The sequence below is a fragment of the Vibrio sp. CB1-5 genome, assembly GCF_059412285.1.
The window spans coordinates 34,371-47,500 of the sequence record NZ_JBJHPB010000023.1; the positions used below are offsets into that span (position 1 = coordinate 34,371).

At 47.7% G+C, this 13,130-nt stretch carries 14 protein-coding genes; all 14 read left to right on the top strand.

Annotated features, from left to right (window positions below; genetic code table 11):
* The first annotated feature begins 393 nt into the window (after positions 1 to 393).
* The 14 genes from ACJB0T_RS15860 to ACJB0T_RS15925 all read left to right on the top strand — a co-directional run bounded on the left by ACJB0T_RS15860 (position 394) and on the right by ACJB0T_RS15925 (position 13,128).
* Positions 394 to 1,212 (top strand): FliM/FliN family flagellar motor switch protein, encoded by an 819-nt coding sequence (locus tag ACJB0T_RS15860; protein WP_479294705.1) that lies wholly within the window; start codon positions 394 to 396, stop codon positions 1,210 to 1,212.
* Positions 1,209 to 1,580 carry a flagellar motor switch protein FliN gene (fliN, locus tag ACJB0T_RS15865; protein ID WP_479294704.1) on the top strand — a complete coding sequence of 124 codons (372 nt, stop codon included), beginning with the start codon at positions 1,209 to 1,211 and terminating at the stop codon, positions 1,578 to 1,580. The genes ACJB0T_RS15860 and fliN overlap by 4 nt, the downstream gene beginning before the upstream one ends.
* A 78-nt stretch (positions 1,581 to 1,658) precedes the next feature.
* Positions 1,659 to 2,375 carry a flagellar type III secretion system pore protein FliP gene (fliP, locus tag ACJB0T_RS15870; protein WP_479294711.1) on the top strand — a complete coding sequence of 239 codons (717 nt, stop codon included), beginning with the start codon at positions 1,659 to 1,661 and terminating at the stop codon, positions 2,373 to 2,375.
* Between the two features lie 9 nt (positions 2,376 to 2,384).
* Positions 2,385 to 2,654 carry a flagellar biosynthesis protein FliQ gene (fliQ, locus tag ACJB0T_RS15875; RefSeq protein WP_112461405.1) on the top strand — a complete coding sequence of 90 codons (270 nt, stop codon included), beginning with the start codon at positions 2,385 to 2,387 and terminating at the stop codon, positions 2,652 to 2,654.
* A complete protein-coding gene (gene fliR, locus ACJB0T_RS15880) occupies positions 2,654 to 3,430 on the top strand; it encodes a flagellar biosynthetic protein FliR (protein WP_446648550.1) in 777 nt (258 codons plus the stop codon). Before fliQ ends, fliR begins: the two co-directional genes overlap by 1 nt.
* Complete coding sequence (gene flhB / locus ACJB0T_RS15885; RefSeq protein WP_353497397.1) at positions 3,427 to 4,554, top strand: flagellar biosynthesis protein FlhB; 1,128 nt, start codon at positions 3,427 to 3,429, stop codon at positions 4,552 to 4,554. Before fliR ends, flhB begins: the two co-directional genes overlap by 4 nt.
* 36 nt (positions 4,555 to 4,590) lie before the next feature.
* Positions 4,591 to 6,684, top strand: a complete 2,094-nt coding sequence (flhA, locus tag ACJB0T_RS15890) for a flagellar biosynthesis protein FlhA (protein WP_479294703.1) — start codon at positions 4,591 to 4,593, stop codon at positions 6,682 to 6,684.
* A gap of 40 nt (positions 6,685 to 6,724) precedes the next feature.
* Complete coding sequence (locus ACJB0T_RS15895) at positions 6,725 to 7,696, top strand: diguanylate phosphodiesterase (protein WP_479294702.1); 972 nt, start codon at positions 6,725 to 6,727, stop codon at positions 7,694 to 7,696.
* Between the two features lie 278 nt (positions 7,697 to 7,974).
* Positions 7,975 to 8,796 carry a flagellin N-terminal helical domain-containing protein gene (locus ACJB0T_RS15900; protein WP_479294701.1) on the top strand — a complete coding sequence of 274 codons (822 nt, stop codon included), beginning with the start codon at positions 7,975 to 7,977 and terminating at the stop codon, positions 8,794 to 8,796.
* A 163-nt stretch (positions 8,797 to 8,959) separates the two neighbouring features.
* Positions 8,960 to 9,784: a flagellin N-terminal helical domain-containing protein gene (locus ACJB0T_RS15905; RefSeq protein ID WP_479294700.1), complete on the top strand. Its 825-nt coding sequence runs from the start codon at positions 8,960 to 8,962 to the stop codon at positions 9,782 to 9,784.
* A gap of 211 nt (positions 9,785 to 9,995) precedes the next feature.
* The gene (gene fliD / locus ACJB0T_RS15910) at positions 9,996 to 11,378 is read left to right on the top strand and encodes a flagellar filament capping protein FliD (RefSeq protein ID WP_479294699.1); all 1,383 of its coding nucleotides are present in this window, start codon (positions 9,996 to 9,998) and stop codon (positions 11,376 to 11,378) included.
* Positions 11,378 to 11,764, top strand: coding sequence for a flagellar export chaperone FliS (gene fliS / locus ACJB0T_RS15915; RefSeq protein WP_479294698.1), 387 nt, complete (start codon positions 11,378 to 11,380; stop codon positions 11,762 to 11,764). The genes fliD and fliS overlap by 1 nt, the downstream gene beginning before the upstream one ends.
* A complete protein-coding gene (locus tag ACJB0T_RS15920) occupies positions 11,748 to 12,059 on the top strand; it encodes a phosphoenolpyruvate-utilizing N-terminal domain-containing protein (protein WP_042502059.1) in 312 nt (103 codons plus the stop codon). Before fliS ends, ACJB0T_RS15920 begins: the two co-directional genes overlap by 17 nt.
* A 4-nt stretch (positions 12,060 to 12,063) precedes the next feature.
* Positions 12,064 to 13,128, top strand: a complete 1,065-nt coding sequence (locus ACJB0T_RS15925; RefSeq protein ID WP_479294697.1) for a flagellar hook-length control protein FliK — start codon at positions 12,064 to 12,066, stop codon at positions 13,126 to 13,128.
* Positions 13,129 to 13,130 lie beyond the last annotated feature (2 nt).

A 13,130-nucleotide genomic window follows, 5' to 3' on the forward strand; every position in this document is an offset into this window, starting at 1 on the left:
TTGCCATCCATATAATGTTCATGTTACTGACATATACAAACCTAGTGTCATATAAGTTACGCAGCTTGAAAACCACCACCCAAACACCTATAAAACATAAATTTAGGTAAATCATTCATTCTGACACTGATAGCCCATACGGTGTAAAAGCTATTTATCTGGCTAATTTAACGCCTAGATGTAATTATTATTGGCGTAAACTACCTGCATTTATTTTATATTTAAAGATGGTTCATTAAGTGATAACAAACATATGAACCAAGTTCACATATTTACATTCAAGGGCTAAAAATAACTAAAAAAACCAGAGTAGACTGACGAAAAATGACAATGTTAACGCTGGTTAGCGTGTCATTTACAACAGGTAAGTCAGTCAAGAGATTTAAGATGAATATGGATAAACAAATTGTAACCGAACCAGATTCTGTTCAGATACTGAATGTAGAATTATTAGGCAAACCTATTCATATCGTCAAAAATAAGCTTGAGTCGATTATTAATAGCTCACAGCAATATTTAACTAACGAACTTCAAGCTTGGTTAAAAACGCCTAGCATTCATGTCGAACTGACTGACATTCAGCTCCGTTCACTAGGTGCAAATCTACTTGATAACCGCAACTGCGCAGCGCAAAAGCACGCCACTCAAGGCGCGCTGTATGTCTCCGTTGATCCTATGATGCTCATGAGACTCTCTGATGAATTCTACGGCGCAGGCATCGAGCGCAGTCAAGCGGAGCTTACCAACAGCGATGTTCGTTTACTGCAACGCATCAGCAAACATGTCGCAAGCTGGATTGCCCCAAATGACACCTGGCAAACACAAGAGCTCGAAGCCCTGACAGGAATTGGCATTGTCGCCACCCTCACTATTCAGTTGCAAGATAAGCAGGCGCCCCTAACCATGGTGTTGGATAGCGATCTGATTCAGACCTTGGTCAGCGAGCTTGAACTTACTGCCAACCCAGAGCTTGCCAGCGAATTTTGTCAGGCACTGCACACCACGCCAGTCAAATTGAATGTGCAGCTTAGTAAGAATGTCATGCCTCTGACGGAGGTGCTCGATCTCAAACCAGACGACATTCTACCTATCGAATTACTTAACCACGCCCCAGTTAACATCGGCAAACAAACGCTGTTTACAGGTCGTGTCGCCGAGCAAGACGGCCAACTGGTACTGATTTTAAATGAAGATAAGGAAACCCACCGATGAGCGAATCGCTAGATCAGACGGCTTTCGATAGCAACGATTTGCAGTTCGATGATTTTGAACTGGAAGATTTCGATACCGATACGCCGGTTGCTGCCGCGCCGAACACCGCGACACGCAATCTGGATTTTTTCAAACACATTCCTGTTACCGTGACGCTAGAAGTCGCTAGCAAAGAGGTTGCTCTTGGCGATCTGATGACAGCGGGAGAAGGCAGCATTATTGAGTTAGATAAACTCAACGGTGAACCGCTGGATGTGAAAGTGAACGGCTCACTAATGGGACACGCAGAAGTTGTCGTGGTGAATGATAAGTACGGCCTGCGCCTTATCGACGTGGTGGAATCTGCACTCACCTCTATGGGCAAGTAATCGAGCATGTTGAGTTTAAGCACTCAAACAATGACGGCATCAAGATGGCGCACTGTCGCCTCACTTTTTGTCATAAGCATGCTGCTGTTACTTAGTAGCCAGACAGCTTGGGCTGAGAATGGGCTGACTTTCTTGACCGTCAACGACGGTCAATCGGAGCAAGAGTACAGCGTTAAGCTGCAAATTTTGCTGCTGATGACCGCGCTGAGCTTTTTGCCTGCCTTCTTGCTGATGGCCACCAGCTTCACGCGCATTATCGTTGTGTTGGCGATCCTACGCCAAGCTCTCGGTCTGCAGCAAAGCCCGCCCAACCGAGTACTGATCGGCATTGCCCTGTGTTTGAGTATTCTCATCATGCGTCCAGTCTGGAGCGATGTGTATGAGAATGCGTTTTTGCCCTACGACCAGGGTGAAATCACTCTGATGCAAGCGTTCTCAACCGCCGAAAAACCGGTTCGTCACTTTATGTTGGCGCAGACCCAGCGCAACTCACTGGAGCAAATGCTGCGCATCGCCAATGAGCCTGTTGACTCTGATGTGGAAGAGATCTCGTTTGCGATTGTGCTGCCTGCATTTGTCATCAGTGAGCTGAAAACCGCATTTCAAATTGGTTTTATGTTGTTTATTCCTTTTTTGATCATCGACTTAGTGGTAGCAAGTGTCTTGATGGCCATGGGTATGATGATGCTGTCGCCACTGATTGTGTCACTGCCATTTAAGTTGGTGGTGTTCGTATTGGTCGATGGCTGGGCGATGACGGTAGGCACACTTTCTGCCAGTTTTAGTACCGGGTAGGGACACGCTATGACCCCAGAAATGACTGTCGCGCTGTTCTCTAACGCCGTTTGGCTCATCATCACTATGGTGATGGTACTCGTAGTACCCGGGCTTTTAGTTGGTTTGGTGATTGCGGTGTTTCAGGCCGCAACACAGATCCAAGAACAAACATTAAGCTTTCTCCCTAAGCTTTTGGCTACCTTGCTGATGGTGATCTTCGCCGGTCACTGGATGCTAAGAAAACTGATGGAATTATTCGACTACTTGTTCCACAACATTCCAGGGATGATTGGTTGATGCAAATTACGTTCGCCGAAATTTCACAATGGCTCGGTCAATTATGGTGGCCCTTTTTCAGGATTGGGGCTGCTTTTTTGGCCATGCCATTTTTCGGCGACGCGTTAATTCCAGTATGGGTACGAGCGCTGCTCGCCCTATCGATTGTGGTGATCACCGCGCCACTGATGCCAGCGATGCCCGCTGTCGACTTATTTTCGATGACGTCGCTGTTTCTCGCCTTTGAGCAAGCCATGTGGGGCGTGTTCTTCGGCCTTATCCTGCATCTGTTTTTCAATATCTTCACCATGCTGGGACAGATAGTGTCACTGCAAATGGGTCTCGGTATGGCCATCATGAACGATCCGGTCAATGGCCTATCAGTCGCGATTCTCGGTCGCATCTTTTTGCTGCTCTGTACCTTGCTGTTTTTGGCGCTCGAAGGCCACCTTCTGGTGATCGACATTCTGGTGCAAAGCTTTGTCATTTGGCCGGTAGGTTCAGGATTATCGGTGTTCTCACTTGATAGCTTGGTCTCGCTGTTTGGCTGGATGTTCGCATCTGCATTGGCACTAGCGCTGCCGGCGATTGTGTCTATGTTGCTTGCCAACATCAGTTTTGGTGTCATGAACCGCGCCGCGCCTAGTTTGAACGTTTACGCGCTTGGTTTTCCCATGACCATGTTACTGGGTCTATTTAGTATTTTGATCACGGTGAGCGGTATCCCAAGTCGCTATACCGCGCTGGTGCACGAGACGCTCTCTTACCTCAACCTGTTTATGGTAGGCGGCGCATGAGTGAGCAATCGAGCCAGGACAAAACCGAGAAAGCCTCGCCCCAGAAAGTCAAAAAGGCGAGGCAAGAAGGCCAAATACCCCGCGCCAAAGAGTTCACCACTGCGGTGCTATTTTTGATTGTGGCGATGTTTTTCTACAGCCAACTGCCTTGGATTTGGGAGCACATCTCAGGGGTGTTTCACTTTAATATGTCGCTAACGCGCCACGATTTAGAAAACCCGCAACAAATGCTGGAGCAGCTTGGGCAGAGTCTGGCGATCATCATTGAGCTGTTGCTGCCGCTGTTTGCCGTCATCATCATTGCCTCTGTTGGCAGTAGCCTAATTTTAGGCGGTTGGATGTTTCGACCTGCCAATATTCAGCCAAAACTGAGTAAGCTCAATCCTTTGTCCGGCATCAAGCGCATGTTCTCTTCGCGCTCTGTGGTTGAGCTCATTAAATCTTCGCTCAAGGTCGCGGTGATTTTTGCCCTTCTTTATACCTATCTCGACAGCAACTTTTCGCAACTGCTCGGGATGCAAAAGCTGACATTGAATCAGGGCATTACCCTGGTCATGACCATTTTGTTTGAAGGCTTGCTCCTGATGGGCGTAGCGCTTCTAATTTTCGGGGTGATTGATATCCCCTACCAGCGTTACGAGCACCTAAAACAGCTCAAAATGACCAAGCAAGAGCTCAAAGAAGAGTACAAGAACAACGAAGGCCGCCCCGAGGTGAAACAGCGCATTCGCCAAATCCAACAGCAGTTCGCTCGTCGCAAAATCGACCAAGCGGTACCGAAAGCCGATGTGGTGATCACCAACCCGACTCACTACGCGGTCGCTCTCAAATACGACAATGATTTATCAGAAGCGCCCTTTGTGGTCGCCAAAGGCATCGATGAAACCGCCATGCACATTCAACGCATTGCCAGAGAAAACAATGTGGAGGTGCTTAATTCACCGCCACTCACCCGTGCCATTTATCACACCACTGCGATAGAGCAAGCCATACCGAGCCAGCTCTATATCGCCGTGGCGCACATACTGACATACGTTATGCAGCTCAAAGCATTTCGTCGCGGCAGCGGTAAAAAACCGATGCCGCTACCGTCGTTTACTATCCCTAAGCACTTGCAGCATTAACCTGCTTAGCGCACTCGAAACAACAAAGGAACACATATGTTGAATCGTCTTCATCAACTTAGACGCTCAGGAAAAGGATACATTGGCATTCCCATTGTATTGCTGATGATTTTGGCCATGGTGATTTTGCCATTGCCACCTTTGCTGCTGGATGCGCTGTTTACCTTCAATATCGTACTGGCGATTTTGGTACTTTTGGTGAGTACCACCGCTAAGCGTCCACTCGACTTTTCTATATTCCCAACCATATTGCTTATCGCGACCTTGATGCGTTTGACGCTCAACGTGGCCTCGACACGTGTTGTGTTGCTTGAAGGCCACAACGGCGGTGATGCTGCGGGTAAGGTAATTCAAGCGTTTGGTGAAGTGGTGATCGGCGGCAACTATGTGGTCGGTATGGTAATTTTCGTCATCTTGATGATCATTAACTTTGTGGTGATCACCAAAGGTGGTGAGCGCATTTCTGAAGTATCGGCGCGCTTTACCCTTGATGCCCTACCGGGTAAGCAAATGGCGATCGACGCAGACTTGAATGCGGGTCTTATCGACCAAGAATCGGCTCGTACGAGGCGCAAAGAAGTCGCCAACGAAGCCGATTTCCACGGTTCGATGGATGGTGCGTCCAAGTTTGTGCGCGGCGATGCGGTAGCGGGTTTGATGATCCTGTTCATCAACATCATTGGCGGTATCAGCATTGGTGTATTTGAGCATGGACTGCCAGCATCAGAAGCGTTTAAAACCTACGCCCTGCTGACCATCGGTGATGGCTTGGTAGCACAAATCCCATCGCTGCTACTTGCGACCGCAGCTGCCATTATTGTGACGCGCATTAATGACAGCGACAGCGACATGGCCGACACCATGCAAAAGCAGCTGTTGGCAACACCCGCCACGCTGTACACCGTTTCGGCGATCATGCTGATTATTGGCCTTGTTCCTGGCATGCCTCACCTGGCCTTTTTTACCTTCGCCGCCGTTTTAGCCTTTGCGGGCTGGAAGCAATCCAAAGCACCTAGTGATGATCCGCAGCTAGACGAAGTCGAAGCCATCAGCCACGCGATGCAAAACGACAACGAACAGCCGCTCTCTTGGGATGATATTCCCCATGTGCAAAGCTTGTCGCTCGCGCTGGGTTACCGTCTGGTACACCTGGTGAACAAAGAACAAGGCGCGCCAGTGCTGCAGCGTATTCGCGGGGTAAGAAAGAACCTTTCAGAGCAAGTGGGCTTTTTGCTGCCAGAAGTACGCATTCGCGACAACCTAAGCCTAAAACCCAACCAGTACACCATTGCACTTAACGGTGAGATCATCGAAGAAGGCTTTATCGAGCCAGACCGTCTCATGGCGATTGCTGTGGGCGAAACCTATGGCGAAGTCGATGGTATCTTGGGGAGCGATCCTGCTTACCACCTACCTGCGGTTTGGATTGAACACAACGATAAAGCCAAAGCGCTCAACATGGGTTATCAAGTGGTGGACGACGCCACCGTGATTGCGACCCATATCAGTAAAGTGATGAAGTCTCATCTAGCAGAGCTATTTACCCACGATGATGTCGACGCGATGAACCTGCGTTTAACCCAACAAGCGCCCAAGCTTGCCGAAGCACTCGGTGCAGCTTTAAACCCAGCACAGCAGTTAAAGGTGTACAGACAACTGCTGCTCGATCAGGTGCCGCTAAAAGACATTCGCACCATTGCCAACACCATGTTGGAGTCGGCAGAGAACACCAAAGAGCCGATCCTGCTTGCCTCGGACGTGCGTTGTGCATTGCGCCGCACTCTGGTTAACCTCGTCGCAGGCCAGCGCAAAGAGCTCAACGTATACGCCCTTTCCGATGAGTTAGAACAAATGCTTATGCAATCACTGCATCAAGCGCAAGCGAATGGTAACGTGATTCTGGATAGCTTCCCGATTGAACCGAATATTTTGAGCCAGTTCCAACAGAATCTGCCTCTAATACAACAGCAGCTAAAGCAGCAAGGATTGGCACCAATACTCTTGGTGATGCCGCAGCTAAGGCCGCTGATTGCGCGCTATGCCCGCACCTTCTCACAGGGATTGGCCGTGTTGTCATACAACGAAATCCCTGAAAGCAAACAAATCAACGTGGTAGGAAACCTTGGATAATTTAAGTAGCTATAGGGCCCAGTTCCTCTTCGTGCTGCGCATGATAGAGGACAATGCGGTCACCGACGACGATCATAAACTTGCCGAGCTCATGGCCGCCGATGAGGTGTGTCATGCGTGCCAGCCTATTCGGTATTGCAGCAGTGACGAGATTGAGTATCAGTACATCACCTTGCGTTATGGTGACAAGAAAGACCTTAGCGTTTTCGCACTCGATATATCCGATACGGTGCGCGCAGCGCTCGACCTGTTCGCCTTATATCTGGCAGTTAGGCAAACCCAATTTGAGTTAGAGACCTTTCACCCAGATCTACTCAACAACCTCGTGTTTTCCATGAACGCCTGTACTTTGCTACGCCCAGAAGGCAAACACTTTATCGATCAGCTTGGCCAACATTTCAAGCAGCCCATGTCGATGCTGATCCCAAGCTTGTATCTCACGCCGTGTGAGGCTAGCAACCCCGCCACTAAGGCGATGCTGGAGCGACTTGAAGATCGCTTCCATAAGGTTTGTTTTGATGTGCATTTACCCATCAATGACTTAGAGTATCTGACACCCTTTGACCCACAGACGATAAAGATCTCTAACTCACTTGATAACCAAGATGAGAAGCGAGCGCTACTACCGGTTATCCGCTACATCAAACGTCGTAATGCGACCTTAGTAGCGGGGCGCGTCACCAGTCAAAATACCTTGTCGCAATATAAAATGCTCGGTGCTAAGTACTACTTTGGCTATGTGTCTGATGTACCCATTCCCGTGCACTTCAAAGGTTTTGAAGACCCAAAAGCAGAAATACGCAAAAAGCAGCGCGAGCACGCCAAAGCCGAACAACTGGCCGATCAACAAATCGAAGCCCAAAACCAACTCGCACAAGAACAAGCCGAACGCGACAAACAGCAAGCGCTACTTGATGCCAGCATCTACAACATGTATCAGTCAGCGAAGACCGAGTTTGTCGATGAAGAGATTGAAGCGATTGTTAGGCAGGTAGAAGAAAAGAATGAGTAAAAGCGGGTAAGAGCGGTCCTAGGTCCTAGGCCCTTGGAGGTAAGAGTTACCGAGGACCACAGGACCACAGGACCAAGGACCAAGGACCAAGGACCAAGGACCAAGGACCAAGGACCATATTAACCATTAATCTTGAACCAACATCACAACTTCCCCACTACTTTTCAATTTCTTAGCTTTTTTTCTTATTTCCAATTAATTTTCAAAATCAACCAACCGCCTCTAGTTAGTGAGCGGGGCGATAGTCCCACATTGAGACAAATCTAGGAGAATTCACAATGGCTCTATCAATGCACACTAACTACGCTGCGCTAGTCACACAAAATAATCTAACACGTTCCAACGACCTACTTAATACATCAATGGAACGCTTAAGCACCGGTCTACGTATCAACTCTGCGGCCGACGACGCAGCTGGTCTACAAATTTCTAGCCGTTTAGAAGCGCAAACTCGTGGTATGTCAGTCGCAATGCGTAACGGTTCTGATGCCATCTCTATGATGCAGACCGCTGAAGGCGCGCTCGATGAACTAACTAACATTGCTATGCGTATGAACGACCTAGCACTTCAAGCGGATAACGGCACTAATTCAGCGAAAGACCAAACCGCTCTAGATGCTGAATTCCAAGCACTGGCGGCAGAAATGGGGCAAATCGTGACTAACACTAATTTTGGTGGTCAAGCACTGCTAAAAGGGGCTGGTAGCATGGGTGCTGGCGCCATAAGCTTTCAGTTAGGCACAACGACAGCGGATGCATTGTCTGTTGATGTTTCGGTGGCATTAGGTGCCATTGATTCAGGCGTTCCTGCAATTGCCGCTAATGCAAAAGGTAGTGCAGGGGGTATGCAAACTCTTATCGAGACGATTTCTGGTGCTCGCTCTGCTATCGGTGCCAACATTAACCGTGTTGAGCATACCGTGACTAACCTGCAAAACATGTCTGAGAATCTATCGGCTGCGAAAGGTCGCATCACGGATACAGATTACGCCGTTGAATCTTCAAACATGACGAAACAACAAATGCTAATGCAAGCCGGCACTCAAATGCTAGCAACAGCGAAACAAATGCCAGGTATGGCCATGTCACTACTTGGCTAGCCTTAAAATCGATTCCAATAGCCTCCATTCAGGGGGCTATTTTTTTATTTAGAAGTCACTATTAATTTACTTAAAACACTTAATTTTCGTCTTTGCATAGTCGCCTCTTTCTTATGAGAGGGAAAACATGTCCTCATATTGATATCACTCAAGGAGAAGCTTTATGGCTCTATCAATGCATACCAACTACGCGGCACTGGTTACACAAAACAACTTAACTCGCTCTAACGATCTACTTAACACGTCAATGGAGCGTTTAAGCACTGGCCTTCGTATTAACTCAGCAGCAGATGATGCAGCCGGCCTACAAATTTCTAGCCGCCTAGAAGCACAAACTCGCGGTATGTCAGTTGCAATGCGCAATGGTTCAGACGCAATCTCAATGATGCAAACGGCAGAAGGCGCGCTAGACGAGCTCACTAACATCGCAATGCGCATGAATGATCTGGCACTACAAGCTGATAACGGTTCAAACTCAACCAATGATATTGCCGCTATCGATGCAGAATATGGCGCCCTAAAATCAGAAATGACCCAAATCATGGCTAACACCAACTTTGGTGGTCAAAGTCTATTTGCTGCTGGTGGTGCATTCGAAGACGCTGCTGGTATTACTTTTCAACTAGGTACAACAACTACTGATGCACTAAAAGTGGATGTAAATCAGAGCATTAAAGACATCAACACTGGTGTCGGTGCTGTTGCTGCAACAGCCGTTGGCGATGCTAAAAACATGCAGGATTTGATCGAAACCATCTCTTCAGCGCGTTCTGCACTCGGTGCCAACATCAACCGTGTAGAACATACTGTAACAAACCTACAAAACATGTCAGAAAACCTATCTGCTGCTAAAGGCCGCATCACTGATACAGATTATGCGGTTGAATCTTCAAACATGACTAAGCAACAAATGCTGATGCAAGCAGGTACTCAAATGCTAGCGACAGCAAAACAAATGCCGGGAATGGCAATGTCTCTACTGGGCTAAATTTTTACCCAGCAGAAAAACCTCCTTCGGGAGGTTTTTCTTTCTCAATGACGATGGAAACACTGTTCCTATCCAGAGGGAAAAAAAACTTCCACACCCAACAAAAAGCAATTTAAAAACAAAGCATTACTCTTAGGATCGAAAATTGCTTAACTAAACACAGTACTTTTCATTGTCCAAACCAGCTTAGCTAATTATTAGGATTTTCGTAATGAGCTCTATAGACCCAATTACTATGGCTACTCAATTGGCCACCTTTGATATACAACCTTTTGAATTACGATACCAAGCCCAAGCTACTAAATATGGTGCACGCCTCTCTGCACTCAAAGACATAGAAAGCGCTCTAAAAACCTTTGAAAATGCCATCAGTGGGATGAACAGTTCCACAGCAAGCATCATTAAGAACTCAGCAATATTTTCGCAAGAAGGATATCTAACCGCGAGCGCTGACAACAATGCGGTTGATGGCAGCTATGAACTTTTTGTTGAACAGCTAGCCAGCAAGCATCAGGTTGTGATGGGTATGCCAACCGATATTTCACAAGGAACTCTCGTGCCTAGTTCTGGCGAGTTGCGTATCGATGTTGGTACGGAACGGTTTACCGTTGATATGTCCACCCTAGAAACCAATCAGGATGGCAACCCTTCTATCGAATCTTTAGTAAAAGCTATCAATGAACACCCTGATAATACTGGAGTAAACGCGTCGCTAGTTCGGAGCAACGGTGAAACACATTTTATTTTAACCAGTGAGGACACTGGGAAAGACAACAAAATCTCCGCCAGTTTAAAAAACACCCCGCAAGGCGAAGCGTGGGGATGGTTAAAAAATGCTTTCAAGCCAGAGAATCATACAACCCTTTCTGAACCTAAAGACGCCATTGTTCGACTAGGTGGACAGAGCGGATTGCCTATTACCAATTCTTCAAACACGTTTAACGATGCGATCGAAGGAGTCAGTTTTACCGCAACACAAGTTCATCAGGGAAATATAGACGGAACAGCAAAGGGAACAACTTTAACCATTGCTGCCGATGAAGAAGGCACACTCGACAGTGTGAATGCTTTTATCGATGCATATAACGCTCTCATGGTTGCTATTGATGAACACACCGCCATTGGAGATGAGGGAACAGCAAGAGGCACGCTAGCTAATGACTCCACCGTACGGTCGATTGAAAATCAACTTGGTGGTTTGATTCGACAGTCATTTGATGGCGTTGCTTTATATGATTTAGGTATTACAACAAATCGAGATGGAAAGCTGGAGCTTGATTCTCAAAAATTTAATGACGCGCAAGTCGATTTATCCAAACAAATTGAGCACATCTTCAATGGTGAAAACCAACTTTTTGATTCGATGGAATCAGCCCTCGAACCCTTCACTAAGTTTGGCAACAACTTATTTACCGACAGGAAACATAACTTAGAGAATCAAATAAGTAGTGTCGAAGATAAACAAGCGGGCTTAGAGCGTAAATACGACATGTCATATAACCGCTATTTGGCGCAATTCACTCAAATGAATAATTTAATTAACCAAATGAACAGCACAATGGGAATGTTCAGCTCACCACAAGGACTCATCTAATGTTAATGGACTCAGGCTACGACTCGTACCAACAAGTCGATCTTAACGCTCAAGCGGCCGCAGCAACGCCTCATCAATTGGTTGTTATGTTAATTGATGGCCTTTTAAATGAAATTGAGCGTGTTCGCGGTCATATGGAAGCAAAACGTTTGGCTCAAAAAGGCGAGAGTATCAGTAAATGTATGAATATCCTTGTTGGCCTAGATAGCGCCCTTGACATAGATAACGGCGGTGAAATCGCGCACAACTTACATCAGCTTTATGAGTTTTGCCAAGTAGAACTCTACCAAGCTAGCGTTAAAAATGACACCGAAAAACTCGTTGGCGTTGAACGTGTAATGAGCAATATCAGAGAAGGGTGGGAAGACTTTGGTAAACACGCATAAGGTATCACCCGAGCGGTTTCGCCACCTCAGCCAATGCATGACGGTGGCGGCCAAAACCGAGGATTGGCAGTCACTCAAACGCTACGATGGTCAGCTTCGTGAGCTTTTGGACACCCATAGACCTTTCCTTAAAGACCCACGTTTAGCGCCGGAAATCGAGCGTGCTCGGCGGGCACATTTGAGCGCCTATGAGGCACTGTCGGTGGCGACCAGTAAGCTGAAACAAAAGCTTGATAGCAGTGATGCGGAAAAAGAACGCGCTATGGCTTATCAATTGGCGATGACCTTGGAGTAACCCCATGCTAGTGAGCAACCAGTTAGTAAACAATCAAAGTGGCAGCATATCTACCAACAAACAAAGCCAAAGCTCGGGGCAAGGATCGATTAGCCAAGCGCTAAACAGTAAAGAAGGTGGCCAAACTATCGTTCGTGGCTTTGGCTCCCTGCTCTCACCGAAATCAACCTCAGACAAAGATGCTACATCCGCGTCTATGTTGGATGAGGCTTTAGTCGAAAACGAACTTACCGATGGTGCGCTATTGACGCAATATGTCACTTCGCCAGCGCAGTCGTTCGGCTCTGCTATAGCAAGTAATGTTGCGTTAGATGGCGGAGAGCTCTCAAAGTCCACCAGCCCTATGCTGACGCAACTAGCCGGCTCACAGCGCAGTTCAGGTGAAGTCAATCCTCACCTTGCTAACGGCGCATCTCAGAACACAGCCAAAGAGGCTGCATTGTCGGCAGGCCTGTTGCAGACATCAGCAACTCAAACCGAGCTCGGCGGGAAATCACTAACCGCCGATATTGCTAATCTGCTCAGTACCAATCAAACACAGAACGGCGCAGTTGCTCTGCCTTCTGGCTCACAAGCGGGTGCTCCTTCTGTTAACCCAACGACCACAGTAAACACAGCCGCTGCGACAACGGAGTGGGCGCCGGTTCGCATCGACCCTCAAGCAGGAAAATGGGGCGAGCAGATGCTGCAGGTACTCAATGATCGAGTCACGCTACAAGCGCAGCAAAATCTTCAAGAAGCACGGATCAGATTAGATCCGCCCGATCTTGGCAAACTGGATCTTATGGTGCGTGTCGAAGGCGACAAACTCAGCGTTCAGCTCAATGCCAACGTTGCCGCCACACGAGAAGCCTTAGTTCAAGTGTCGGAACGCCTACGCGCCGAGCTACAAAACCAAAGTTTGATGCACGTTGATGTGCAAATTGGCGGCGGCGACAAACAAGAGTCCAACGGCCAGCCTGCACGCGAGCAAAACTCAACCATTTTTGCCAATGAGCGCCACGAGTCTGGCAGCCATAACGCCACGGCCTTCTCCACGGATGAACACTGGCTTAGTACCCAAGTGTGATC

Bases quoted from the DNA above. Each gene is read 5' to 3' on its own strand.
- ACJB0T_RS15900 (WP_479294701.1), top strand. From the start codon at position 7,975: ATGGCTCTATCAATGCACACTAACTACGCTGCGCTAGTCACACAAAAT.
- fliS (WP_479294698.1), top strand. From the start codon at position 11,378: ATGTTAATGGACTCAGGCTACGACTCGTACCAACAAGTCGATCTTAAC.
- ACJB0T_RS15860 (WP_479294705.1), top strand. From the start codon at position 394: ATGGATAAACAAATTGTAACCGAACCAGATTCTGTTCAGATACTGAAT.
- ACJB0T_RS15905 (WP_479294700.1), top strand. From the start codon at position 8,960: ATGGCTCTATCAATGCATACCAACTACGCGGCACTGGTTACACAAAAC.
- fliD (WP_479294699.1), top strand. From the start codon at position 9,996: ATGAGCTCTATAGACCCAATTACTATGGCTACTCAATTGGCCACCTTT.
- ACJB0T_RS15895 (WP_479294702.1), top strand. From the start codon at position 6,725: ATGATAGAGGACAATGCGGTCACCGACGACGATCATAAACTTGCCGAG.
- flhB (WP_353497397.1), top strand. From the start codon at position 3,427: ATGAGTGAGCAATCGAGCCAGGACAAAACCGAGAAAGCCTCGCCCCAG.
- fliP (WP_479294711.1), top strand. From the start codon at position 1,659: ATGCTGCTGTTACTTAGTAGCCAGACAGCTTGGGCTGAGAATGGGCTG.
- flhA (WP_479294703.1), top strand. From the start codon at position 4,591: ATGTTGAATCGTCTTCATCAACTTAGACGCTCAGGAAAAGGATACATT.
- ACJB0T_RS15925 (WP_479294697.1), top strand. From the start codon at position 12,064: ATGCTAGTGAGCAACCAGTTAGTAAACAATCAAAGTGGCAGCATATCT.
- fliN (WP_479294704.1), top strand. From the start codon at position 1,209: ATGAGCGAATCGCTAGATCAGACGGCTTTCGATAGCAACGATTTGCAG.
- fliQ (WP_112461405.1), top strand. From the start codon at position 2,385: ATGACCCCAGAAATGACTGTCGCGCTGTTCTCTAACGCCGTTTGGCTC.
- fliR (WP_446648550.1), top strand. From the start codon at position 2,654: ATGCAAATTACGTTCGCCGAAATTTCACAATGGCTCGGTCAATTATGG.